Below are 22,848 nucleotides of genomic sequence, written 5' to 3'. Positions count from 1 at the left end.
GCGAACGTCGACAGGGGCTGGTTCAGCGCGAAGTCGGCCTGTAGGTCGACGGTGAGTCGGGCGGTGCGCCCCTGCTCGTCGGGCTCGGGCAGGGTCTCCACGATGCCGCCGTCCAACAGCGAACGGTAGATCGCGATGGCCTCGCCGATGTGCCTGCGCTGGGTCTTGCGATCGTCGTGGTTCTCGGTGAGCAGGTGCTTCATCGCGGCGAAACAGTTGCCTGGGCGGGCGATGATGCTCAGCAGCATCGCGTTGCTCACCCGGAACCGGGAGTTGAGGGGTTCGGGCTCGGCCTCGATGAGCTTGTGGAAGGTCGCCTCGTCCCAGGCGACGAAGCCCTCCGGGGCCTTCTTGCGTACGACCTTGCGGCGCTTCTTGGTGTCGTCGCCCGCCTTGGCCAGGGCCTTCTCGTTCTCGATGACGTGTTCGGGCGCCTGGGAGACGACGTTGCCGACGGTGTCGAACCCGGCCCGGCCGGCGCGTCCGGCGATCTGGTGGAACTCGCGGGCCCGAAGCCTGCGCACCCGCACCCCGTCGTACTTGCTCAGCGCGGTGAACAGCACGGTGCGGATGGGCACGTTCACGCCCACCCCCAGGGTGTCGGTGCCGCAGATGACCTTGAGCAGTCCGGCCTGGGCCAACCGTTCCACCAGGCGCCGGTACTTGGGCAGCATCCCGGCGTGGTGGACACCGATGCCGTGCCGCACGTACCGCGACAGGTTCCGGCCGAACCTGGTGGTGAAGCGGAAGTTGCCGATCTCCTCGGCGATCTTCGCCTTCTCCTCCTTGGTGCACATGTTGATGCTGGTCAACGACTGTGCGCGTTCCACGGCCTGCGCCTGGGTGAAGTGCACGATGTACACGGGGGCGTCGCCGTTGCCGAGGAGCTCTTCGAGGGTCTCGTGCAGTGGGGTGACCCGGTAGTCGTAGTAGAGGGGGACGGGGCGCTCGGCGGAGGAGACCACGGAGGTCGACCTGCCCGTGCGCTTCTCCAGGTCCTCTTCGAAGCGGCTGACGTCGCCGAGGGTGGCCGACATCAGCACGAACTGGGTCTGCGGCATCTCCAGCAGCGGTACCTGCCACGCCCACCCGCGGTCGGGCTCGGCGTAGAAGTGGAACTCGTCCATGATGACGGTGTTGATGTCGGCGTCCTTGCCCTCGGCCAGGGCGATCTGGGCGAGGACCTCGGCCGTACAGCACACGATGGGGGCGTCCGCGTTGACGGAGGCGTCACCGGTCATCATGCCGACGTTCTCGGTGCCGAAGATCTTGCACAGGTCGAAGAACTTCTCCGACACGAGCGCCTTGATGGGCGCGGTGTAGAACGCGCACTCGTCCCGGGCCAGGGCGGCGAAGAGGGCGCCGGTGGCGACCATGCTCTTGCCGGAACCGGTGGGGGTACTGAGGATGACGTTGGACCCGGAGACGACCTCGATCAAGGCCTCCTCCTGGTGCGGATAGAGGGTGAGGCCCCGCTCCTCGGCCCACGAAGCGAAAGCCTCGAAGAGGGAATCGGGTTCAGGTTCGGCCGGAAGCACATCGATGAGACTCACGGTCTCTATACTGCCCGCTCCCGAACCCCCCTCGCGACGGAACGTGGGGTAGGACCCCTCAGCGGAGGCCCGAACACCAAGGTCCGAAGGCGACGGCGGGCACCTCGTGGGAGGTGCCCGCCGTTCGTGCTCGCGGAGGTGTTACTTGACCAGACCGAGCTTGCGGACGGTGTCGCGCTCCTCGACGAGCTCCTGAACGGAGGCGTCGATGCGGCCGCGGGAGAACTCGTCGATCTCCAGGCCCTGCACGATCTCCCACGCGCCGTTCCTGGACACGACCGGGAAGGAGGAGATGATGCCCTCGGGCACGCCGTAGGAGCCGTCGGACGGGATGGCCGCGGAGGTCCAGTCGCCCTCGGGGGTGCCGTTGACCCAGTCGTGGACGTGGTCGATGGCGGCGTTGGCGGCGGAGGCGGCGGAGGACGCGCCACGGGCCTCGATGATCGCGGCGCCGCGCTTGGCGACGGTCGGGATGAAGTCGTTCTCCAGCCAGGCCTGGTCGTTCACGGCCTGGGCGGCGTTGGAGCCGTTGACCTCGGCGTGGAACAGGTCCGGGTACTGGGTGGCGGAGTGGTTGCCCCAGATGGTGAGCTTCTTGATGTCGTTGATCGACACACCGAGCTTCTTGGCGAGCTGGGTGAGCGCGCGGTTGTGGTCGAGGCGGGTCATCGCGGTGAAGCGCTCGGCCGGAACGTCCGGGGCGTGGTTCTGCGCGATGAGGGCGTTGGTGTTGGCGGGGTTGCCGACCACCAGGACGCGGACGTCGTCGGCGGCACCGGCGTTGATGGCCTCGCCCTGGGGCTTGAAGATGCCGCCGTTGGCCTCCAGGAGGTCACCGCGCTCCATGCCCTTGCCGCGGGGGCGGGCGCCTACCAGCAGACCGACGCTGGTGCCCTCGAAGGCCTTCTTGGCGTCGTCGAAGATGTCGATGCCCTCGAGCAGGGGGAAGGCGCAGTCGTCGAGCTCCATCGCCGTGCCCTCGGCGGCCTTGACCGCCTGGGGGATCTCAAGGAGGCGCAGCTTCACCGGGGTGTCGGCGCCGAGCAGCTGACCGGAAGCGATCCGGAACAGAAGGGCGTAGCCGATCTGGCCGGCCGCGCCGGTGACGGTGACGTTGACGGGTGCTTTGGACATGCGTGAACTCTCCTGACGACGATGTGCGACCCGCGATGTTACCAACGGGTTCGAGGCGGCTCCGGCGCCGGGCCCAGGGGGTACGGCCTGGCGAGCACCGCACCAACCCACCCTAGACCGCTCGCCTTCCACGTCCGTGACCAAGGTCGGGTCAGGCGCGCCAGACGTATGCCGGGTGGTCGGGCAATCCCTGCTGAGTAACGGATTCGGGCGAGGAATCGGCGGACGCATCCTGTTAGGATGACGTTTGCCAACGGCGGAGGGCCGGTAGCTCAGTTGGTTAGAGCAGGGGACTCATAATCCCTGGGTCGCGGGTTCGAGTCCTGCCCGGCCTACCCCTCTCACCTGGGTGTATTTCCTTACCGTGCGGCGCCGACGGTGTGGTTCGGCCGTCGGCGCTCCCGACTCCCCCAAAACGGTCGCCCCGGGTGGGCTTGGGCAACTATCTCGCTTTTCGTGACTTTTGTCCGAATGGTTCTCCCGTTTATGCATATGGGAGAACTTCTGGTGCAAAGCCGAAAGCTCGTTCGGAATCGGGGCACGTGGTCGCGTCCGCGGGGGCCCGCGAGGAGCGGACCCGCACCTCCGATCTCCCCTAAACTGGCCGCCGGTTCGAGGGGATCGACGTGTCCCAGGTCTCGGCAACCATCGCCGGAGCGGGTACGTCGGACGGGTCGAAGGACATGGTGCAACCGGGGGAAGGCGTGGGGTGGACGGAGGTCGATCGACACGAACGGGGCGGCGGTGGCCCCGACCCGTCCACGCCCTGCGTTGGGTCGCGGTGGTCCTGGCGGGTTCGATCCTGTTGACCGGGATCGGTCCCGAGGACGCCTTCGAGGTGACCTACCGCTCCGTGCCAGAGTCCGAACGCTCGGACGCCCTTCCGTTGGCCTCCCTGCTTGACCGCACCGGCGTCTCCGAGGACGGTCACGCCGACGCGGGCGACCTCGACGGCGCGGGCAACAGCCTGTCCGCGCGCACGCTCGAAACCGCCGGCTGGCTCCCCGGCGGAGAGATCACCCTGTTGGACACCACGCTGCGTCTGCCCGCCTATGGGGAGGGGCGCCCCGACCACATGGTCGCCGAGGGGCAACGCCTCGCCCTGGAGGACGCCCCCGCCCGGATGGACTCGGTGACCTTCCTGGCCACCGGAACCCGCACCGACGGCACCGGTGCCGATGTTCGCGGTGTGGGCAGTGTGGTCTACACCGACGGTGAGGAGCACAAGTTCGACCTGGTCGTCCCGGAGTGGGCGGCCGGTCCCGCCGGAGACGCCGCACTGACCCTCCCCTACGCCAACTTCTCGACCGGTTTCGGGCAGGACGCCATCGGTTCGGTGCGCCTGTACGCGCGCTCGATCCCCCTGGACCCCGGCCGCGAGGTCGACCACGTGGTCGTGCCCGAGGTCGCCGACCCCCGCGCGAGCATGCACGTCTTCTCCGTGGGCGGGCGTCCGGCGGGACAGGAGTGGACCGGAACCTGGGCGCGCGCCACCTCCGGATACGCCGAGGTCGGCCCCTGGGAGGACCAGACCCTGCGTCTGGCGGTGCGCTCCACCACCGGCGGACACAAGGCGCGCGTGCGGTTGGACAACACCTTCGCCGCGAGACCGGTCACCATCGGGGCGGCGTCCATCGCCCTGCAGGGGGAAGGGGCGGCCACGTACGGCGCGGCCGTTCCGCTGACCTTCGACGGAGCACCCGGCGCCGTCATCCCGGCCGGTGGACGTCTGTTCAGCGATCCCGTGGAAGTACTACTGCCACCGCAGACGGAGGCCCTGGTCAGCATCCACCTGCCCGAACAGGTGCGGGCGGCGCCGATCCACTACGCGGCGGTGGACACCAACTACACCAGCCCTCCCGGCAGCGGAGACCAGACCCTGGACCGAACGGGTGAGCCGTACACGGGCGTGGTGGACCAGTGGCCCTTCCTCACCGGGATCGAGGTGACGGACGGCCCGGGAACGGTGGTGACCTTCGGGGACTCCATCACCGACGGCATCCGTTCGACCAGGGACGCCCACCGGCGCTGGCCGGACATGCTCAGCCGGCGCCTGCACGCGAGCCGTGACCTGCCCAACCCGGGCGTGCTGAACCTGGGGGTGGCCGGCAACCAGGTCACGGCCGACGGCTACCCGGGTGAGGGAGTCTCGGTCTACGCCAACGGGGTGAGCATGCTGCACCGGGCCCAACGGGACGTGTTCTCGCAGAGCGGCGTGGGCACCGTGGTGGTGTTCGCGGGCATCAACGACCTGCGCTGGGGTGCCTCCTCGAAGGAGGTGATCGCGGGTCTGAACCGGCTGGCGCGGATGGGCGACGACCACAACGTGCGGGTGTTCGTGTCGACGTTGGCTCCGTGCGCCGGATCGCCGCGTTGCACGGCCACGGTGGAGGAACAACGGCGACGAGTCAACTCCTACCTGCGCGAACAGGCGCACGACCCGGAGTCGTCGTTCGCCGGGGTGTGGGACTTCGAAGCGGTCCTGCGCGACCCGGAGTTCCCGACGCGGATGCGACCGGAGTACGACTCCGGCGATCACCTGCACCCGAACGACGCGGGCCTGCGCGCGATCGCCGAGTCGGTGGACCTGTACGAGTTGCTCGGGGTGTGATCCGGGTTCGGGACACGACCCGGACCGGACCCCGTGCGGTTCAGCGCGGGCAGCCGAGCTGGTGGTGGATGACCAGGTCGACGTAGACCTCGCTCAGATCCCGCAGACTCAGTCCGTCCCCGGGGTCGTACCAGTGCACGAGCGAGTCGAAGGTCTCCAGGACCTTGTCGGCGGCCCCACCGGTGTCGGTCACGACGAAGCGGCCTTCGGTGACCCCGGCGATGACGATCTCCCGCACGTGTTCGCGCAGGGTGCGGTACAGCCCGGCGATCTCTCGGTGCCGCGCGGGGTCGATGGCGCGCAGGGTGGGCAGGAGCTCCCGGCCGAGCGCGAGGGCGGTGCGGTGCCTCCAACCACCGATGATGTGTCCGCGGACGAGGCCGGCCATGCGTTCGGTGGCGGGTGCCCCCGGATCGTCGGCGGTCAGACGTTCCCGGACGTGCTCGCGGGTGGCGTGCAGCACAACGGAGTGGATCAGGTCCAGACGTGTCGGAAAGGCACGCCGTAGGACGGCGGCGTCGGTGTCGGTCTCGATGGCGATCCGTTGGGTCAGGACGGACATGGGCATGCCGCGAGAGCCGTGTTCGTCGAACAGGCGGGCGGCGCATTCCAGGACGGGGGCCGTGGTGCGCAGTGCGTGAGGGGAGAGATCGGCCGTCATTGCTCTGGTTGTCTCAGTCGGTCGTCGTACGCCTTTAAGGGGAAGGGCGCCAAGGATATCGCCGAAGGGGTGACGAATTATGTGGAACGGAGAAAATAGACGAGGAATGTCGAGATCACGATACGTATGTTGTCGATGTTCCGGTTGAAGCGGTCGATGTACCTTTCGGTGTTCTTGTCAGGGGTGGGCGGACCCCTCCCTCCACCCCTGACACGTGCGGATCTTCAGGAAACCCGATTCGGGCCGGCCACCCCGGGGGCAACGGGGGGAAGTGCTCCGGAATCGGATTCCACCGGTATCGGAGGCGCATGGGCTCGGCCGGTGGTCAACGACACCAGGTCGTCGACGCGTTCGGTGGCCAGGGCGTCCACTCCCATTCCGATGAGCCGTGCCATCTCCGGGAATTCGTTCACGGTCCAGGCGACCACCCGGTGACCGGAGCGGTGTATCTCACCGATCGTTTCCCGGTCCAAAAGGGTGTAGTGCGTGCCCAGGAAAGTGGGACGCAGTGAACGCACCAGGTCCTGTGGTGGGGCCCCCGGTCGATCCCAGGCCAGCATCAGCCGTGCCCCCGGGCTGCGCTCGCGCAGCGCCCGCAGCACCTCCACCGGTCCGGTGAACAGGGCCTGGTCGACGAAACCGTGTTCGCGCAGCACTTTGTCGGCGGCCAGAGCCGTCTCGGGTGTGAGCGCGTCGATCATCAGCGGGGAGGCCTCCCGGCCACAGAACTCGGCCAGGACCTCCATCAGTGTCGGGACACGCCGCTCCACGTCCTCGCGAGCGGCGGCGAGCTCGGCCAGGGTCAGTTCACCCACCTGGCGAGTCTGGGAACCCGGGACGGTCACGACGCGTTCGTCCACCAGGACGGGATACCCGTCCGCGGTCAGGTGGACGTCGATCTTGACCAGGTCGACCCCGCCGCGCAAGGCTGAGCGTAGGGCCGGCAGCGTGTTACCCGGGTAGCGTGCGGTGTCTCCGCGTAGTGCGATGGACAACGTCATGTGTCCAAGGGTCGCAAAAACCGGCGCCGCACGTGGCGCAAACAGGAAAAACGCCTACCAAGGCCGTCCCTGTCGGGCTTTCGGCCGCACGAGTGGTCCCACACGGACCCAGTGCGAGCGTTGTCACGTCGCGTCGGTCCGTTCCGGCCGCGGCGAACTGGGAAACTTTGTTATCGGGTGTCGTGACGGCACGGCATCCTCAGGCAGGCCCCGAGTGTGAGGCGAACGATGATTCCGGACCAACGGCGAGAGCACATCCTCAAACTCCTCCAGGAGCGCCATGTGCTGAGTATCAACGAGCTCACGTCGATGCTGTCCGTGTCCCACATGACGGTGCGCCGGGACATCCAGGCCCTGGAGAACGACGGCAAGGTCCTGTCGGTCACCGGCGGGGTGCGCTTGGCCGCCCGTCTCAAGAGCGAACCCTCCTACCTGGCCAAGGCCCAGCTGGAGGTCCCCGCCAAGCGCGCCATAGCGCGCGCCGCAGCCGACCTGGTGCGCGAGAACTTCACCATCTACCTGGACGCGGGCACGACCACGCTGCAGATGGTGCCGCTGCTCACCGACAAGGTGGGGCTGACCGTGATCACCAGCGACTTCAACGTCGTCGGCCACCTCATGGAGTACCCGGGCATCGAGCTGATCCACACCGGTGGCGTGGTCTCGCACTCGGACCACTCCTCGGTCGGTCAGTTCACCGCGGACTTCCTGCGCAAGGTCAACGTGGACCTGGCGTTCATCGCGAGCAGCTCCTGGGACGTCGACCGCGGCTCCACCACCCCGTCCGAGGCCAAGGTGATCGCCAAGCAGGAGCTGCTGCGCATCGCCTCCAAGAGCGTCCTGGTGGTGGACAGCACCAAGTACGGTAAGTTCGGCACCTTCCGGGTGGCCCGTCTGGAGGAGTTCGACCTGATCGTCACCGACGACCGGCTGCCCCGTTCGGCGGTGGACGAGCTCACCGAGAGCGAGGTCCGCCTCCAGATCGTCCCCAGCGAATAACGTCCCGGTCCCGACGGTCCCGGTGCGCGTACCGGCTAGGCCCTCGATGAGGGTTCGACGGACGCGGCCGGGGCCGACTCGTCCCGGCGCGCGTACCAGTGCCCCCGCATCACCAGGGTGGTCATCGCGAGCGAGATGACACCGCCCGCCGTGCCCAGCGCGAACGCGCCGTAGTGGCCGTGGGCGTCGGCGAGGGCGCCGGCGACCATGGATCCCAGCGCCTGTCCGAGGATCAGGCAGCTCAGCACGATGGCCATGGACTGTGAGAGCCGCTCGGGCGGAGCGGACCGCTCGATCAGACCGAACAGGCTCACGATGTGCGGGCCGATCGCGAAACCGAGCACGAAGAGCGTCACGGCGAGCGTCGCGGGGCCGTGCTCCAGGTACAGCGGCAGGGTGAACAGGGCCAACCCCGCGGCGGCCACCCGCGTGCGCGCGGTCAGGGTGAACCCCACCGGCAGCGAGGCCATCAGCAGACCCGCCACGGCGCTGCTGGTCCCCATCACCGCGTACATGAGCCCCGAGAGGTCGCCGTGGCCCGCGTTGTCGGCGAAGGCGGTCACGCCCGTGGACATTCCGCCGAAGAACAGGCCCTGGCAGAACATGGGGACGGTCAGCACCATCAGGGCCGGGCGGACGATGCGCCCGCCACCGCCGGGCGCCGGAGCACTGCCGGGCGGGGCGGTGGGGTGCAGGGCGAACACGGTGCCGAACACGCACAGGAGCACGGCGGCGCCGATGACGCTCGCGGTGGGGGACATGGTCACGGTGAGGACGCCCACGAGCGCCGGGCCCAGGACGAAGGACGCCTCGTCCAGCACGCCCTCCACGGACATGGCGGCCGAGACCGAGCGTTCGCGCTCCAGACCGCGCTCGGGCCCCCTGCGGATCAGTACCACCCAACGGGTGCGCGCCATGGGGCCGATCTGGGGCAGGCACAGGCCACCGAGTGCGGCGAGCGCGACCAGCACCGCCAGGGGCGCGTCGGCGATCACCGCGATGACGAGCGCGGCGATCAGGGCGGTGTCCACCAAGGCCGTGACCAGGACCGGGAGACGTTGCCCGTGACGGTCGGCGAAACGGGCGATGACGGGGCCGCCCAGAGCCTCTCCGAGGGCGAACGCGCCCGAGACCAGCCCGGCGGCGGCGACGCTGCCGGTGGTGACCGTGACGAGCGTGAGGAGCCCGATCAAGGTCATCGAGATGGGGAGACGGGCCAGGAAGGTGGCGAGGAGCAACGGCCAACCGGCGATCCGGTGCATACGCCGCAGGGTCTCAAATGGTGACATCCGCCCTCGTTCTGTACTCGCCCTCGGCCGCGAACCATCCCATGATAGGTCCACCGAAGTCCTGATTCGGGTCCGCGGATGTGTAGGTTCCCTCCCATGAACCACCCCCATCCCCTCGGCCGACTACGCCGATTCCTCACCCCCGGACCCGGATGGCCGGACCGGGGCGCGATCGTACGCGACGTCTTCCTGACCCTCGGTTTCCACCTGCTCATGGTCGCCGAACTGCACGCGTTGTCGGTGTTGGGCACCCTCGGTCCGTGGCACGTCCTGGCCGCCCTGGTCGGACCGGTGGCGGTGGTGCTGCTCAGCCGGTTCCATCCGCTGCTCGCCCCCTGCGCGGCCGTGATCTTCGGTTACCTGCTCGCGGCCTTCATCATCGTGCTGATGTGCGCGTCCTACCTGGCCGGACGGCGCTCCGCGAAGGCGAGGCCGCTGGTGATCCTCATCGTGTTCACCGTCGCGGTCTCCGGCGACGTGTGGTTCAGCGAGATGAGGGAGGAGCCGGTGATCTGGGCCCTCTCGGCCCTGGTGACCGCGCTGTCCGTGGCCGTACCGTGGTTGGTCGGTGTCTACCGACGCCAACAGATGGAACTGATCGAGGGCGGGTGGGAACAGGCCCGCCGATCACGCAGGGAGCAACGGCTGACCGCGGACCAGGCCCGGATGCGTGAACGGTCCCGTATCGCCCGCGACATGCACGACTCCCTCGGCCACGAACTCACCCTCATCGCGCTCCGGGCGGGCGCCCTTGAGGTCGCCCGTGACCTGGACGAGCGGCATCGGGAGAAGGTGGTCGAGCTTCGGGAGACCGCGGTCTCGGCCACCCGGAACCTGCGCGAGATCATCGGGGTCCTGAACGACGACGAGGGGGAGCGGACGGCTCCCACCGGCCCCGCCGGTGAGAGCGTCGTCGCGTTGGTCGAACGTGTCCGCGACTCCGGCCTTCGGGTGATGCTCGTCCGGGAGGGGGAGATGGAGGATCTGCCTCCGATGGTGGACCGCGCCGCCCACCGGGTGGTGCAGGAGTCCCTCACCAACGTCGCCAAGTACGCCCCGGAGTCGCAGGCCACTGTGCGGCTCACCGCCGACACCCGAAGGCTGGAGGTCCGCGTCACCAACACCGCCACGGGGGGTGCCTCCGGCGAGGGGGCGGTCAGCGGTCACCGTGGGCTCGCCGGCCTGCGGGAACGGGTTCGGCTGACCGGTGGAACCTTCGCGGCCGGCCCCGCCGAGAGCGGCTGGGAGGTGTGCGCGATCCTGCCCCTGGACGGCGAGGCGGTGCCGGACGAGGAGATCCGCACCGACGGAGCGGCGGAGATCGATCGCCTGCAGAACAACGCCCGCCGCGGGGTCCGGAACTGGTCCGTGGCGCTGTTCGCCGCTCCCGCCCTGTTGTGCATGGTCGTGATCGTCTTGATGTACCTGGTCTTCCTCGAGCTCCTCACGGAGTCCGTGCTCTCCCCGGAGTACTACTCCGAGATCGAGGTGGGACGCACCCGGGACGAGCTCGAAACCCTGCTCCCCATCTACCCGTTCGACCCGGAACCGGCACAGCTCGAAGAGATGGCGGACCTGGATCCCGACTGTGACCAGTACCGGGTCGGCTCGGGAGCGTCCGAGACCGGCGCGGACCTCTACCAACTCTGTTACGAGGACGGGGTGCTGGTCACCAAGGAGGAGCTGCGGGGACCGTGATCCCGCCGTTGTGGGATGCTTCCCGCGGACCATCGACCCCCCGAGGAGGAACGTTCGTGATCAGGGTGCTGCTCGCCGACGACGAGGCGATGATCCGCGCGGGTGTGCGGGCCATCGTGGAGAGCGACCCGGACATCGAGGTGGTGGCCGAGGCGGCGGACGGACGCGAGGCCGTGGAGCTCGTCCTCGCCCACCGTCCCGACGTCGCCCTGCTCGACATCCGCATGCCCCGGATGGACGGCCTGGCGGCCACCGCCGAACTCCGCAGGGTCGCACCGGACACCAGGGTCGTCATCCTGACCACCTTCGGCGAGGACGAGTACATCTCCCAGGCGCTCGGTGACGGGGCCGGCGGGTTCCTGCTCAAGGCCGGCGATCCGCGCGAGCTCATCACGGGGGTGCACGCCGTCGCCGATGGTGGCGCCTACCTCTCCCCGCAGGTGGCACGGCAGGTGATCAGCCGGTTCGGCTCCGGGAGGGCGGCCCGGGAGACCGCCGCCACCGAACGCCTGGCCGAACTCACCGATCGCGAACGCGAGGTTCTCGCCCTGGTCGGCACCGGGTTGTCCAACGCCGACATCGCCCGGAGGCTCTTCCTGGTGGAGGGCACCGTCAAGAGCTACGTGAGCGCCATCCTCAACCGGTTGGGGATGAAGAACCGGGTCCAGGCCGCCATCCTCGCCTACGAGGCGGGTCTGGTGGAGCGGGACGCCGACCGATGACGGGCACGGATCCGGCCGCGGAGTGGCGGCGGCTCGCGGGAGAGGGGCCCGAGGCCCGGGCGGTGGGCGAGGAGCTGCTGCGTCGCTGGAGTGAACCGCACCGCAGCCATCACACGCTCGCCCACCTACGGGACACCCTCCGGGCCGCCGACCTCCTGCTGGTGTGGGATGGGGGAGCCGACGCCGACGCCGTGCGCTACGCGGTCTGGTTCCACGACGCCGTCTACGAAGGGCGTCCGGGTGAGGACGAGGAGCAGAGCGCCCTCCTGGCCGAGCGAATGTTGGGCCGCATGGGGGTCGCCCCGACCCTGATCGGGGAGGTGGCACGACTGGTGCGCCTGACCACGGACCACCACGCCGAAGCCGGAGACCACGAGGGGGCGGTGCTCTGTGACGCGGACCTCTCCGTCCTGGGATCCGAACCGGAGGGGTACCTGACCTACGCCGCCGCGGTCCGAGAGGAGTACCGGCACGTTCCCGACCACCTTTTCCGTGTCGGACGGATCAGGGTGCTGAAGTCGCTGCTGGACGCACCGCGCCTGTTCCGCACCGAACCCGGCCGGCGATGGTGGGAGGCCCGGGCCCGGGCCAACGTGAGCGCTGAGGTGGAACGGCTGCGTCAGGCCTCCGACGAGGGCTGACCTCGCCCGTCGGGCACCCGCCGGCGCTTGGGCCTGCGCAGCCCCGAGGCGCGCAACCGGGTGACCAGTTCGCGCCCGCTGACGTGTTCGGCGCCGAGCGCCAGCGCCCGGGAGTGCACGTGCTCGGGGATGTCGTAGTGGTCCCGTTCGAAGGCGCGCTCGGGAACCCCGAGCTCGCGGGCGAACGCGTGGAGTTCGTCGAGGGACTCGTCGCTGACCAGGTGCGCGAAGCGCCACCCCCGCGGACCGGGCCAGACCGGACTGTCGACCAGGATGCTCACTGCGCCTCCGGTGCGGTCACCGCGCGCCAGGGCACCGGGCTGGACATGACCATGGTGCTGGAGGGCCGACCGTGCTCCGCGAGCTGGTCGATGACCTCCTCGAAGTGCTCCATGGAGCGCACCGCGATGAGCAGGAAGCAGCAGGCGTCCCCGGTGACCCGGTGTACCTGGAGGATCTCGGGCAACTCCAGTGAGGATCGTTCCCGCAGCAGGCAGTGGGCGCCGAAGCACTCCATCCGAACCAACGCCGTCACCGGGAGTCCGGCGGCGGCCGGGTCGACGTGCGCGTGGTAGCCGGTGATGACCCCGCGGTCGGTGAGTCGGCGGACACGGTCGGCGACGGCGGGCGCCGAGAGGTTGACCCGTCGGGACAACTCGTTGAACGACAGACGCCCGTCCTGTTGGAGCTCGTGGAGGATCCGCTGGTCAACGCCGTCCAACGGAGTGGGGGTGTGTGGGGTCATGCTTTTCGTTCCCAAGGTCGAGATCGGTTTCCGGTAACGAATGTAAACCCGACAGGGGATCCGCGTCGCCATCGGCCATTCCTTCCTCGGGTGATATGTCCGATCATGTGAGCTCACGTTCACGGTGCCGTGCACGGCGGATCCCGATGGCGCCGTAGGGCGTGCGAACACCGAAGCCACGCCGTACCCGAGGGGTAGAGACCATGCTCTCCAACACGTCCGTCCAGCAGTGCCCCTACGCACCCGTCGAGGGCGGCGCGGAGGACGCTGCGACGGCCCGGGCCCGCAAGGCCGAGAGCAACCGGGGCGAGCCGACCCTGGCCTTCGACCGCAACACCCCCTACGTCGACTACGTGGGCATCGACACCCTGCTCGACCTGGAGCGACCGCGCACCGACGAACCGGCCGAGTCCGCGTTCATCGTCACCACCCAGGTGATGGAGCTGCTCTTCCCGCAGGTGCAGCGGCGGTGGGAGGCGGCCCGCGACGCGCTGGAGGCCGACGACGTACCCACGGCCCTGGCGGCGCTGCGCGGCGCGTGCAACGCCCAGGACGTGCTCAACTCCACCTGGGGGTTGCTCTCCGACATGACCCCCACGCAGTTCAACCGGTTCCGGGACGCCTTCGGCGAGGCCTCGGGTTTCCAGTCCTACGGCTACCGCAAGCTGGAGTTCATCCTCGGTAACAAGTCCGCCGCCATGATCCGCCCGCACAAGGCCATGAGCGGCGTGGCCGCCGAGCTCGTCGAGATCCTGGAACGCCCCAGCCTGTACGACGCCGCGCTGCGCCTGCTGGGTCGACGCGGTCTGCCGATCCCCGAAACGGTCACCGAGCGGGACTGGACCGGTGAGTACGAACCCTCCACCGAGGTCGAGCACGCATGGCTGCGGGTCTACGAGGACGACCGTCCCGGCAACGACCTGTTCCTGCTCGCCGAGGGCCTGCTGGACGTCGCCGAGCGGGTCACCCGGTGGCGTCACCTGCACCTGATGGCGGTGAAGCGCACCATGGGGGGTAAGCCCGGCAGCGGCGGGTCCAACGGCCTGAACTGGTTGGCCCGCAACGCCGAGAAGGACGTCTTTCCCGAACTGTGGTCGCTGCGCAGCACGATCTGACGTCGACCCGGACCCTTCGAACCACCCCGGCCCACCGGCTCTATGTAGGAAGCGGGACCCGATGACACCCACCACTCGTGAGGAGTACGCCGCTCTGGACGCGGCAGACCCCCTCGCCCACCTCCGCGAGGAGTTCGTCCTCCCCGAAGGGGTGATCTACCTCGACGGCAACTCACTGGGCGCGCTGCCGCGTTCCACCCCCGGCCGGGTGGCCGACATGATCGAGCGCGAGTGGGGGCGAGACCTCATCCGTAGCTGGAACGACGCAGGCTGGTGGGACAAGCCGCGCACTCTGGGCGCCAAGGTCGCGCCGCTGGTGGGCGCCGACCCCGACGAGGTGATCGTCGGCGACGGCACCTCCGCCAACCTGTTCAAGTGCCTGGTCGCGGCGTTGCGTCTGTCCGGCCGCTCGGTCGTGTTGGGGGAGTCGGGCAACTTCCCCACGGACCTGTACGTCACCGAGGGGGCCGTCTCCCTGACCGGTGCCCGGCAGCGCCGGATCGACCCGGACGGCCCCGCTCTGGCCGCCGAACTCGCCCGGGGCGACGTGGGTGTCGTGCTGCTGAGCCACGTGGACTACCGCAGCGGTGTCCTGCGCGACATGGCCGGCATCACCCGGCTGGCCCACGAACACGGCGCCCTGGTGGTCTGGGACCTGTGCCACAGCGCCGGAGCCGTCCCCATCGACCTGTCCGGCCATGACGTGGACTTCGCAGTGGGGTGCACGTACAAGTACCTCAACGGCGGTCCCGGCGCTCCCGCGTTCCTGTACGCGGCCCGTCGCCACCACGCCACGGCCGAGCAACCGCTGAGCGGCTGGCACGGTCACGCCCGACCCTTCGACTTCACACCCGAATACGAGCCCTCCCCGGGCGTCTCCCGGTTCCTCAGCGGATCACAGCCCCTGGTGGCGGACGCCGCGCTGGAGGCGGGGCTGGACGTGTGGGCCAAGGCCGACATGGCCCGGGTGCGGACCAAGAGCCTGGCCATGACCGACCTGTTCCTTGCCCGCGCGGCCTCGGTGGGCCTGTCCTCGATCACCCCGGCCGAACACGATCGTCGGGGTAGCCAGGTGGCCCTGCTCGAGCCACAGGAGGGTGCCGGGTACCCGATCGTGCAGGCGCTGATCGAACGCGGTGTGATCGGTGACTTCCGGGCCCCCGACGTCATGCGGTTCGGATTCACCCCGCTGTACCTGCGTTACGTGGACGTCTTCGACGCGGCCGCCCACCTGGTGGAGGTCGTGGAGTCGGGGGAGTGGCGCGCCGATCGCTTCAACCAGAGGTCACAGGTCACCTGACCCGGTCGACCCGGATTCGATTCCCCGGTGGGGTGACCCACCGGGGAATTTTTTACGTCGGATGGACCTCGGCCGGTGTGACCTGACCCTGGCCCGTCACAGCCTTGCGTGGCCTTTACCACGAAGGGTCCCTCCGAAGCCAAGTCCGGAGGGTGTGGCGTGTCGTGACCTACCAGCCGGTATGAAGGCCTTGGGGCGGGTTTCAAGCGGTCTCGCGCCATGTGTCCCGGTTTATGACGAGGGCCACTCGTGAGTCTTCGGGCCGCGCTCTTCGGTGTCTGGAACCCCTGACACCAGGGGTTTTCGTGTTTTCAGCCCCCATTCGAGGCAGTGTCACCGGGTAATTGCACGAATACTCACTGTCTTTTTACCTGGAATCCTTCGGTACTTTGCCAACCGCTGGGTTAGTGTCCTTCGTGACCGGTTCGTTATTGATCTTTAACGAGCCGGTGCCGAGCCCTTGACCGGCCACAGGCCGGAAGGGAAGACGAGGCCTTCTTTTCGTCTCGGGGAACGAGCCGCGCGAATCCAAGTGCCGGCTGTTACGGCGGAGCCGATCCGGCCCCCCGTTCCCACCCGCCGCTCGCCGCCAGCGACGCGGGAAGTCCCATGACCTGATCTCACCCACCGGGTGCCACTCCGTGTGCCCCCGTGTGCCCCGACCTGTCCTGGGCGGCCTCCTCGGCCCTGTCACCAACCTGGCTGATATCCCATGAGCAACGACACTCCCATCCAGTACGGCGAAGTCACCGCGACCTATTTCTGGGACGACGGTTCCGGCATCAACGGTGACACGGGTGCGCCCGCAGGCGGCGAGCCCATGCAGAAGGGGCTCTTCTCCAGCCCCAGCTGGCCGCTGGGTACCGAGGGCTACATCGAGTACGAGGGCGAGCAGCACGAGTTCTTCATCGGCGACCGCGGTCCCGGTGAGCCCTCCAACGACTGTGACGTCCTCCTGGACATCGACGGCAAGACCTTCGCCGACATGATGGGCGAGGAGTGGAACGAAGATTCCCTCGTCGTCAACGGCGGCAACGGTCACGCCGAGGTCGAGTACTTCATCACCAAGTGGGGCGACGGCGACGGTGACGAGGGCGCCCCGCACCCCTTCCAGCAGCCCGACAACAAGTGCGAGGACGCCGTCGCCCCGGTCCCCGAGGAGCACCTGCCTCAGGAGGAAGAGGACGAGGAAGAGGCCGAAGAGGAACAGGCCGAGGAAGAGCAGGCCAAGGAGGAGGAGTCCGAGGACTCCTCCGAGAAGCAGGACGAGCAGGAGGCCGAGGAAGAGGAGCAGCAGGACGCCGCTCCCGCGACCTCCGAGGACGAAGGCCAGGACGACGGCGTCACCGCCGAGACCGCGGCCAACGACCTGTCCGGCTTCGGTCTGATGAACGCCGAGGGCGCCCCTTCGGCCACCGGCCTGCTGGTCCTGGCGATCATCCCCGCCATCCTCATCGCGCTGGCCTTCGCCTGGATCCGTCGTCCCGCCGGTGCCCACGCGGGTGCCACCGACGACAGCGGCAAGGGCCTCATGGCCGAGAGCGACGGCCGTCACGGCATCGCCTCGTTCATCGACCGCCTGCGTGGTAACGACAAGTAACCAAGATCGCCCCCGGACCCACTCGGGTCGGACACGACCCGGGGAATCCACGTAGCCAGGTGTTCCTCCTGGCGGGGGGAACTCAAGGACTCCCCGGACCGGTTCACCGGAGAGTGGGTGGAGGAAGGGCCGCGCACATCGCGCGGCCCTTCTTCATGCCTGGGCGATCAGGGACTCAGACGTCGCCGAGCATCAGTTCGGGGCGCTCCACGCGGTCGGCCACCGAACGCAGGAAACCGCCGGCGACACCGCCGTCGCACACACGGTGGTCGAAGGCCAAGGTGAGCTCCACCACCGGGCGCGGCACCACGTGGTCGCCCACCACCCACGGGCGACGCAGGATTCGGCCCACGCCGAGGATCGCCACCTCCGGGTGATTGATCACCGCCGCCGATCCGTCCACCCCGAACACCCCGTAGTTGTTCACGGTGAAGGTCCCGCCGGACAGTTCCCCGGGGCCGAGGGAGCCGGCGCGCGCGGCCTCGGCTCGCTCGTCCAACCGTGCCGACAGCTCACGGGTGGTGAGGCGGTGCGCGTCGGGGAGTACCGGGACCACCAGTCCGCGCGGGGTCCGGGCGGCGAACCCCAGGTGCACCGCGTCGAAGCGCACGGTCTCGCCGCGTTCGGTGTCGAAGTGGCCGTTGAGTTCGGGGAAACGGGCCAGGCCCAGCAGCGCGAACCGGGCGACCAGGCCCAGAACGCTCACTGGTCGGTCCGGCGCGGCCTCGTTGAGTCGCGAGCGCAGTTCCATCATCCCGCCGGCGTCGGCGTCCACCCACACGGTGGCCTCCGGGATCTCCCGGCGTGAACGCGACAGTCGTTCGGCCATGGTCCGATGCGCGCCCCGCAACGGCGTGCGGTGCACCCCGGGTTCCTCGGGCGGGCGGGGCGTGGGCACGTGCGTGCGGGGCGGTTCCGGGGGAGAGGCGATCCGCGACTCCACGTCCCGGCGCAGCACCAGCCCGTTCTCCCCGCTGCCGCGCAACGCGGACACATCCACGCCGTGCTCCCGCGCCAGCCGTCGGACCAGGGGCGACACCACCCTGGTCGGCCCATCGGAGGTCGTGGGCGGGCCGTCGATCGCCATTGACCGAAGCGGCCCGCCCGCCCCGCGGGCGGCGCGACGCGGGGGTCGCGCGCCCGTTCCCGTGCCGTAGCCCACCAGGACCGCACCCGAGTCCGCGCTGTGGTCGGCGGCGTCGTTGCCGCCCGCGGAGTCCGGGGCCTCCCGTGTGCTCGGCACGGTGGTCGGAGGGTCGCCACCCGCCCCGGAGGGTCGGGCGGGGGCGACGGAGATGAGCGGAGCGCCGACGGCGACGATTTCGCCGACCGCTCCGTGCAGTTCTGTGACGGTGCCACCGAAGGGGCAGGGGACCTCCACGGTGGCCTTGGCGGTCTCCACCTCGACGACCGGTTGGTCCACGACGATCTCGTCGCCCGTGGCCACCAGCCACGAGACGATCTCGGCCTCGGTCAACCCCTCACCCAGGTCGGGGAGTTCGAAGGTGCTCACCGGCCCTCCACCCACTCGGAATCCCACTCCAGGCGGTCCACGGCGGCCGGGATCCGGTCGACCCCGGGCAGGTGGTGTTCCTCCAGCTTCGGTGGGGGATAGGGAACGTCCCATCCGCCCACGCGCAGTACCGGGGCCTCCAGGTGGTGGAAGCACTGTTCGGTCACGCGCGCGGCGACCTCGGCCCCGTAGCCGCCGAAGACCGAGGCCTCGTGCACCACGACGGCGCGGCCGGTTCGGCGCACCGAAGCGGTCACGGTGGCGTCGTCGAACGGGGTCAGTTGGCGCAGGTCCACCACCTCCAGGTCGCGTCCCTCACCGGCGGCGGTCTCTGCGGCCTCCAGCGCGGTGGCCACCATGGGGCCGTAGGCGATCAGGGTGGCGTCGGAACCGGAGCGCCGCACCACCGAACGCTCCATGGGTTCGGTGCGTACCGGTGGTTCGAAGGCCTCCTTGGCCCGGTAACGGCGCTTCGGTTCGAGGAACAGCACCGGGTCGTCGCAGTCGATCGCCTCGCGCAGCATCGAATAGGCGTCCGCGGGCGTGCCCGGGGTGACCACCCGCAGCCCGGGGGTGTGCGTGTAGTAGGCCTCGGATGAGTCGCTGTGGTGCTCCACCCCGCCGATCCCACCGCCGTAGGGGACACGGATCACCACGGGCAGCGTCACCGCGCCCCGGGTCCGGTTGCGCATCTTGGCCAGATGCGAGGTGACCTGCTCGAACGCGGGATAGGCGAAGGCGTCGAACTGCATCTCCACCACCGGACGCAGCCCGTACACGGCCATCCCGATCGCGGTGCCCACGATCCCGGACTCGGCCAGGGGCGAGTCGAAACAGCGTTCCTCGCCGAAGGTCGCAGTCAGCCCGTCGGTCACCCGGAACACCCCGCCCAGCGGTCCGACGTCCTCGCCGTAGACCAGTACGTTCGGGTCGGCGGCCAAGGCGTCGTGCAGGGCGCGGTTCAGGGCCGCGCCCATGGTGACCTCGGAGCCGGGGGACGTGTGCGCCATCAGACCTCCCGCAACTCCTCGGCGAGTTCGTACCGTTGCCGCTCCAGCACCGGCGGGACCTCCGCGTAGACGTCGGTGAACAGGGACGCGGGGTCGAGTCGGTCCTCGCCCGCCATCCGGTCGCGGATCACGGTGGCGACCCGTTCGGCGTCGCGCTCGTAGACCTCCAGGAGCCCGTCGTCGACGATCTGCTCGTTGCGCAGCAGCGTCTCCATGCGGATCAGCGGGTCGCGGTCGACCCAGTACTCCACCTCGCCGTCGTCGCGGTACCGCTGAGGGGCGTCGGCGTTGGTGTGCGGGTCGACCCGGTAGGTGAGCGCCTCGACGATGGCCGGGCCGCCGCCCGCGCGGGCCTCGGCCAGGGCGTGGGCGACCACGGCGTGCACGGCGGCGGCGTCGTTGCCGTCCACGTGGTGGCCGCGCATGCCGTACCCCACCGCCTTGTGCGCCGGGGTGGGGGCCACGCTCTGCCGGTGCAGCGGCACGCTGATCGCCCAGTGGTTGTTCTGGACCAGGAACACCACCGGGGTGTTCCACACGGCCGCGAAGTTGTAGGCCTCGTGGGCGTCGCCCTCGCTGGTGGCCCCGTCGCCCATCATGACCAGGGCGGCCACGTCGTGGCCCTTGTGGCGGGCGGCGTAGGTGAGGCCGACGGCGTGCGAGGCGTTGGTGGCCAACGGGGTGCACTGCGGGGCGCAGTGGTAACGGTGCGGGTCGTAGCCGCAGTGCCGGTCCCCGCGGAAGAGGGTGAGCGTCTCCACCGGGTCCACGCCGTGCGTGATCATGGCGACGCTGTCGCGATAGCTGGGAAAGAGCCAGTCCCGTTCGCCCAGGGCCAGCACCCCGCCCACCTGCGCGGCCTCCTGACCCGTGGAGGAGGGGTAGACCGCGAGTCGTCCCTGTCGGGCGAGGGTGCCGGCCTGCTGGTTGAAGCGGCGTCCGATGACCATCGCCCGGTGGAGTTCGGCGAGCACGGCGGGGTCGGGAGCGGTGAACGAGGAGTGTTCGCGACGGCCGCCGTGCCGGTCCACGAGGCGCACCGGTTCCTGGGAGGGCAGGGGAGGAACCGGACGAGTTCGCTCATCGGTGTGCTTCATGTCTTGAATATGAGCCGAATCACCCCATATTGTCGATCCCTCCACGCCGATGCTGGACGAATTGCTCGGCACGGTGCCCCCCGGTACAGAACATCTAATATGTCCATCACCTGGACGGTATGAGGTAAGACACATGGCCGTGCAGCTGGATGACACCGACCGTCGGATCATCGCCCTCCTTCGCGATGACGGTCGTATGTCGATCCGCGCCGTCGCCGAGCGCGCGCACATCTCCCGGGCCAACGCCTACTCCCGGCTCGAACGCCTCCGCAACGACGGTGTGATCAGGGGGTTCACCGCCGTCATCGACCCCGAGAAGTACGGCACCGCCCTGTCCGCCTACGTCTCGGTGCGCATCGAACAGCACTCCTGGGAGAGATTCCGCGAATACCTGCGCGACATCCCCGAGGTCGACCACGCCGCCCTTGTATCCGGCGACGTCGACCTGCTCCTCCTGGTGCGCGTCACCGACGCCGCGGCGCTGCGCACGTTCGTCCTCGAACGCCTCCAGCGCCTGCCCGAGGTCAAGAGCACCCAGACCATGTTCATCCTGGACGAGCCATACCTACAGTGACCGCGGCGTCCTACCCTGAAGGTATGGAATACCGAGTCGTCGACGCCTTCACCGACCGACCCTTCAACGGCAACCCCGCGGCCGTACTCGTCCTGGACGGCCCCTACGACGCGGCCTGGGCCCAGCGGGTGGCGGCCGAGTTCAACCTCTCCGAGACCGCCTTCACCCGACCCCTGGCGGACGGAACGCGTGAACTGCGCTGGTTCACCCCCGAGACCGAGATCGACCTGTGCGGGCACGCGACCCTGGCCACGGCGCACGTGCTCGCCGAACTCGGTGTCGAGGGGCCCTACCGTTTCAGCAGCCGCAGCGGCCTCCTCACCGTGACCGCCGAGGACGGGCGGCTGTGGCTGGACTTCCCCTCGCGACCGGCCGAAAGGATCGAGGCCCCCGAAGGGCTGGCCGAACACCTGGGCGTGGAACCCCTGTGGGTGGGTCGTGGCGGAACCGACGACCTGCTCGTCGAGGTCGCCGACGAAGCCACCGTTCGCAGCCTGGACCCGAACCTGTACGGCCTGCGCGACATCCCGGCGCGCGGCGTCATCGTCACCGCGCGCGGTGACGGATACGACATGGTCTCGCGGTTCTTCGCCCCCGGTTCCGGTGTACCGGAGGATCCGGTGACCGGCAGCGCCCACACCGTGCTCACGCCCTTCTGGGGCGAACGCCTGGGGCGCACCGAGCTCACCGCCCACCAGGCCTCCGCGCGCGGCGGCGACCTGTTGCTGCGGTGGCGGGGCGACCGGGTCCACATCGGCGGGCACGCCGTCTCCGTCGCCACCGGCGACCTCAAGGTCTGAAAGGGATCCCCCGTGGAGCAGTGGAACACCAAGGCAGAGATCGTCGCCGGCCTCAACCGTCTGGAGGAAGGCCACCCCGGCTGGGAGCGGCCCGCCGCGTACGGCGTCGGCGTGCACCGAGGGGGCGAGACCACCTTCACCCTGCTCAACGTCGGCGAGCGACTCCTCCCCGCCATCGCCCTGGGCCTGGCCTGCGGACACACTTCCGGCACCGCCACCTACGAGCTCACCCCGGAGCAGCTGGACACGGCCATCGTCGGCCTGGCCCCGGCCGTGGGCTGCACGGAGATGGAGCACCCCAACCACCACCACTGGGTGGAGGTGGCACGGGAACTGAGGACGGACGGAGGCCGGGCCGTGGCGGTGTTCGTCGCGTCGCTGGAGGACGCGCCCGTCGACGAGCACGACCGCGCGTTCCGAGAGGCCATCGCCGGCGGCCGCCCCGATGGTTGATGGCCGTCCTTTCGGCGTGCGGGTGGGGGAGGAGGCCACCGGACAGGCATGACGGTGTCGCCCTGGAGCTCCAGGGCGGGTTCGAGTCGGATCATGGCCGGATCAGGGCGTCGATGTGGTCGGCCGCGGTCCGGGCGCCGTCGGTGTGGGCGAGATGCTCGCGCAGGTCCCGGGCGCGGGTGCGCAGGGCGGGGTCGTGCAGGACCGCTTCGAAGGCGCGGCGGAGGGGCTCACCACGGGCCTGGCGGGGGGTGAGGCCCACGGCGTTGCCGAAGCGCACGCACTCGTCGATGTTCCAGCGCTGTTCGAACTGCAGGCCGATGCCGACGAAA

Annotated in this window: 21 protein-coding genes, 1 tRNA gene and 1 pseudogene; 12 read left to right on the top strand and 11 right to left on the bottom strand. The window is 69.4% G+C overall.

Translation table 11 applies throughout. From position 1 onward, the window contains the following. Together K8V84_RS17095 and K8V84_RS17090 are read right to left on the bottom strand one after the other, a co-directional pair. Positions 1-1,538 (bottom strand): RNA helicase (locus K8V84_RS17095; protein WP_304076097.1); only part of this gene is annotated, 1,538 nt, incomplete at its 3' end. A 156-nt stretch (positions 1,539-1,694) separates the two neighbouring features. Further along, positions 1,695-2,687 carry a malate dehydrogenase gene (locus K8V84_RS17090; RefSeq protein WP_304076094.1) on the bottom strand — a complete coding sequence of 331 codons (993 nt, stop codon included), beginning with the start codon at positions 2,685-2,687 and terminating at the stop codon, positions 1,695-1,697. A gap of 261 nt (positions 2,688-2,948) precedes the next feature. Here K8V84_RS17090 and K8V84_RS17085 point away from each other — a divergent pair. Together K8V84_RS17085 and K8V84_RS17080 are read left to right on the top strand one after the other, a co-directional pair. Further along, positions 2,949-3,022, top strand: a tRNA-Ile gene (locus K8V84_RS17085). A gap of 374 nt (positions 3,023-3,396) precedes the next feature. Then, positions 3,397-5,298, top strand: a complete 1,902-nt coding sequence (locus tag K8V84_RS17080) for a GDSL-type esterase/lipase family protein (RefSeq protein WP_304076093.1) — start codon at positions 3,397-3,399, stop codon at positions 5,296-5,298. A gap of 40 nt (positions 5,299-5,338) precedes the next feature. On the opposite strand, the gene K8V84_RS17075 is transcribed toward K8V84_RS17080, so the two are convergent. Together K8V84_RS17075 and K8V84_RS17070 are read right to left on the bottom strand one after the other, a co-directional pair. Further along, the gene (locus K8V84_RS17075) at positions 5,339-5,959 is read right to left on the bottom strand and encodes a TetR/AcrR family transcriptional regulator (RefSeq protein ID WP_304076091.1); all 621 of its coding nucleotides are present in this window, start codon (positions 5,957-5,959) and stop codon (positions 5,339-5,341) included. A gap of 224 nt (positions 5,960-6,183) precedes the next feature. Next, positions 6,184-6,960: a glycerophosphodiester phosphodiesterase gene (locus K8V84_RS17070; protein ID WP_304076089.1), complete on the bottom strand. Its 777-nt coding sequence runs from the start codon at positions 6,958-6,960 to the stop codon at positions 6,184-6,186. Between the two features lie 228 nt (positions 6,961-7,188). Here K8V84_RS17070 and K8V84_RS17065 point away from each other — a divergent pair, with 228 nt between their 5' ends. Continuing rightward, positions 7,189-7,959, top strand: a complete 771-nt coding sequence (locus K8V84_RS17065; protein ID WP_304076096.1) for a DeoR/GlpR family DNA-binding transcription regulator — start codon at positions 7,189-7,191, stop codon at positions 7,957-7,959. 35 nt (positions 7,960-7,994) lie between these two features. Here K8V84_RS17065 and K8V84_RS17060 read toward each other — a convergent pair whose 3' ends face one another. After that, complete coding sequence (locus tag K8V84_RS17060; protein WP_304076087.1) at positions 7,995-9,248, bottom strand: MFS transporter; 1,254 nt, start codon at positions 9,246-9,248, stop codon at positions 7,995-7,997. 96 nt (positions 9,249-9,344) lie between these two features. Between K8V84_RS17060 and K8V84_RS17055 the strand changes: the two genes are divergently transcribed. Genes K8V84_RS17055 through K8V84_RS17045 form a run of 3 tightly spaced genes read left to right on the top strand, consistent with a single transcriptional unit; the run spans position 9,345 to position 12,309 of the window. Then, positions 9,345-10,946: a sensor histidine kinase gene (locus K8V84_RS17055; protein ID WP_304076085.1), complete on the top strand. Its 1,602-nt coding sequence runs from the start codon at positions 9,345-9,347 to the stop codon at positions 10,944-10,946. A gap of 56 nt (positions 10,947-11,002) precedes the next feature. After that, positions 11,003-11,668, top strand: coding sequence for a response regulator transcription factor (locus K8V84_RS17050; RefSeq protein ID WP_304076083.1), 666 nt, complete (start codon positions 11,003-11,005; stop codon positions 11,666-11,668). Continuing rightward, entirely contained in the window at positions 11,665-12,309 is a 645-nt protein-coding gene (locus K8V84_RS17045) for a metal-dependent phosphohydrolase (protein WP_304076081.1), read from the top strand. The genes K8V84_RS17050 and K8V84_RS17045 overlap by 4 nt, the downstream gene beginning before the upstream one ends. On the opposite strand, the gene K8V84_RS17040 is transcribed toward K8V84_RS17045, so the two are convergent. Together K8V84_RS17040 and K8V84_RS17035 are read right to left on the bottom strand one after the other, a co-directional pair. Next, positions 12,288-12,590, bottom strand: a complete 303-nt coding sequence (locus K8V84_RS17040) for a DUF4031 domain-containing protein (RefSeq protein ID WP_304076079.1) — start codon at positions 12,588-12,590, stop codon at positions 12,288-12,290. The genes K8V84_RS17045 and K8V84_RS17040 overlap by 22 nt on opposite strands. Continuing rightward, positions 12,587-13,054 carry an Lrp/AsnC family transcriptional regulator gene (locus K8V84_RS17035; RefSeq protein WP_304076078.1) on the bottom strand — a complete coding sequence of 156 codons (468 nt, stop codon included), beginning with the start codon at positions 13,052-13,054 and terminating at the stop codon, positions 12,587-12,589. The genes K8V84_RS17040 and K8V84_RS17035 overlap by 4 nt, the downstream gene beginning before the upstream one ends. A gap of 203 nt (positions 13,055-13,257) precedes the next feature. On the opposite strand from K8V84_RS17035, the gene K8V84_RS17030 reads away from it, so the two are divergent. The 3 genes from K8V84_RS17030 (at position 13,258) to K8V84_RS17020 (ending at position 17,069) form a co-directional block, all read left to right on the top strand. After that, on the top strand, positions 13,258-14,169 hold the full coding sequence (locus K8V84_RS17030) for a tryptophan 2,3-dioxygenase (protein WP_304076076.1): 912 nt from the start codon (positions 13,258-13,260) through the stop codon (positions 14,167-14,169). Positions 14,170-14,230: 61 nt separating this feature from the next. After that, positions 14,231-15,469 carry a kynureninase gene (gene kynU, locus K8V84_RS17025; RefSeq protein WP_304076074.1) on the top strand — a complete coding sequence of 413 codons (1,239 nt, stop codon included), beginning with the start codon at positions 14,231-14,233 and terminating at the stop codon, positions 15,467-15,469. A gap of 712 nt (positions 15,470-16,181) precedes the next feature. After that, positions 16,182-17,069, top strand: coding sequence for a hypothetical protein (locus K8V84_RS17020; RefSeq protein ID WP_304076072.1), 888 nt, complete (start codon positions 16,182-16,184; stop codon positions 17,067-17,069). 175 nt (positions 17,070-17,244) lie between these two features. Here K8V84_RS17020 and K8V84_RS17015 read toward each other — a convergent pair whose 3' ends face one another. The 3 genes from K8V84_RS17015 to K8V84_RS17005 are packed head-to-tail and all read right to left on the bottom strand — an operon-like array spanning position 17,245 to position 20,689. Next, positions 17,245-18,582 (bottom strand): dihydrolipoamide acetyltransferase family protein, encoded by a 1,338-nt coding sequence (locus tag K8V84_RS17015; protein ID WP_304076070.1) that lies wholly within the window; start codon positions 18,580-18,582, stop codon positions 17,245-17,247. Then, entirely contained in the window at positions 18,579-19,592 is a 1,014-nt protein-coding gene (locus K8V84_RS17010) for an alpha-ketoacid dehydrogenase subunit beta (protein ID WP_304076068.1), read from the bottom strand. Before K8V84_RS17010 ends, K8V84_RS17015 begins: the two co-directional genes overlap by 4 nt. Beyond that, positions 19,592-20,689 (bottom strand): thiamine pyrophosphate-dependent enzyme, encoded by a 1,098-nt coding sequence (locus K8V84_RS17005; RefSeq protein WP_304076067.1) that lies wholly within the window; start codon positions 20,687-20,689, stop codon positions 19,592-19,594. Before K8V84_RS17005 ends, K8V84_RS17010 begins: the two co-directional genes overlap by 1 nt. 133 nt (positions 20,690-20,822) lie before the next feature. On the opposite strand from K8V84_RS17005, the gene K8V84_RS17000 reads away from it, so the two are divergent. The 3 genes from K8V84_RS17000 to K8V84_RS16990 are packed head-to-tail and all read left to right on the top strand — an operon-like array spanning position 20,823 to position 22,516. Beyond that, positions 20,823-21,263 carry an Lrp/AsnC family transcriptional regulator gene (locus K8V84_RS17000; protein WP_304076065.1) on the top strand — a complete coding sequence of 147 codons (441 nt, stop codon included), beginning with the start codon at positions 20,823-20,825 and terminating at the stop codon, positions 21,261-21,263. A gap of 23 nt (positions 21,264-21,286) precedes the next feature. Further along, entirely contained in the window at positions 21,287-22,063 is a 777-nt protein-coding gene (locus K8V84_RS16995; RefSeq protein ID WP_304076063.1) for a PhzF family phenazine biosynthesis protein, read from the top strand. Positions 22,064-22,075: 12 nt separating this feature from the next. Beyond that, positions 22,076-22,516 carry a hypothetical protein gene (locus tag K8V84_RS16990; protein ID WP_304076062.1) on the top strand — a complete coding sequence of 147 codons (441 nt, stop codon included), beginning with the start codon at positions 22,076-22,078 and terminating at the stop codon, positions 22,514-22,516. Between the two features lie 91 nt (positions 22,517-22,607). On the opposite strand, the pseudogene K8V84_RS16985 reads toward K8V84_RS16990, so the two are convergent. Beyond that, positions 22,608-22,848: pseudogene (locus tag K8V84_RS16985) on the bottom strand (glycosyltransferase); the annotation flags it as partial.

Origin of the sequence: Nocardiopsis listeri, assembly GCF_020741345.1 — a bacterium.
Lineage (GTDB): Bacteria > Actinomycetota > Actinomycetes > Streptosporangiales > Streptosporangiaceae > Nocardiopsis > Nocardiopsis listeri_A.
Note: the sequence above shows the minus strand (reverse complement) of the source record. Positions and strands in the feature narration are given on the sequence as shown.

What these genes read in the sequence shown, in the direction of transcription:
- K8V84_RS17005 (WP_304076067.1), bottom strand. Translation starts at nt 20,689, where the DNA reads ATGAAGCACACCGATGAGCGAACTCGTCCGGTTCCTCCCCTGCCCTCC.
- K8V84_RS17020 (WP_304076072.1), top strand. Translation starts at nt 16,182, where the DNA reads ATGAGCAACGACACTCCCATCCAGTACGGCGAAGTCACCGCGACCTAT.
- K8V84_RS16995 (WP_304076063.1), top strand. Translation starts at nt 21,287, where the DNA reads ATGGAATACCGAGTCGTCGACGCCTTCACCGACCGACCCTTCAACGGC.
- K8V84_RS17075 (WP_304076091.1), bottom strand. Translation starts at nt 5,959, where the DNA reads ATGACGGCCGATCTCTCCCCTCACGCACTGCGCACCACGGCCCCCGTC.
- kynU (WP_304076074.1), top strand. Translation starts at nt 14,231, where the DNA reads ATGACACCCACCACTCGTGAGGAGTACGCCGCTCTGGACGCGGCAGAC.
- K8V84_RS17030 (WP_304076076.1), top strand. Translation starts at nt 13,258, where the DNA reads ATGCTCTCCAACACGTCCGTCCAGCAGTGCCCCTACGCACCCGTCGAG.
- K8V84_RS17060 (WP_304076087.1), bottom strand. Translation starts at nt 9,248, where the DNA reads ATGTCACCATTTGAGACCCTGCGGCGTATGCACCGGATCGCCGGTTGG.
- K8V84_RS17055 (WP_304076085.1), top strand. Translation starts at nt 9,345, where the DNA reads ATGAACCACCCCCATCCCCTCGGCCGACTACGCCGATTCCTCACCCCC.
- K8V84_RS17070 (WP_304076089.1), bottom strand. Translation starts at nt 6,960, where the DNA reads ATGACGTTGTCCATCGCACTACGCGGAGACACCGCACGCTACCCGGGT.
- K8V84_RS17065 (WP_304076096.1), top strand. Translation starts at nt 7,189, where the DNA reads ATGATTCCGGACCAACGGCGAGAGCACATCCTCAAACTCCTCCAGGAG.
- K8V84_RS17045 (WP_304076081.1), top strand. Translation starts at nt 11,665, where the DNA reads ATGACGGGCACGGATCCGGCCGCGGAGTGGCGGCGGCTCGCGGGAGAG.
- K8V84_RS17090 (WP_304076094.1), bottom strand. Translation starts at nt 2,687, where the DNA reads ATGTCCAAAGCACCCGTCAACGTCACCGTCACCGGCGCGGCCGGCCAG.
- K8V84_RS17035 (WP_304076078.1), bottom strand. Translation starts at nt 13,054, where the DNA reads ATGACCCCACACACCCCCACTCCGTTGGACGGCGTTGACCAGCGGATC.
- K8V84_RS17010 (WP_304076068.1), bottom strand. Translation starts at nt 19,592, where the DNA reads ATGGCGCACACGTCCCCCGGCTCCGAGGTCACCATGGGCGCGGCCCTG.
- K8V84_RS17000 (WP_304076065.1), top strand. Translation starts at nt 20,823, where the DNA reads ATGGCCGTGCAGCTGGATGACACCGACCGTCGGATCATCGCCCTCCTT.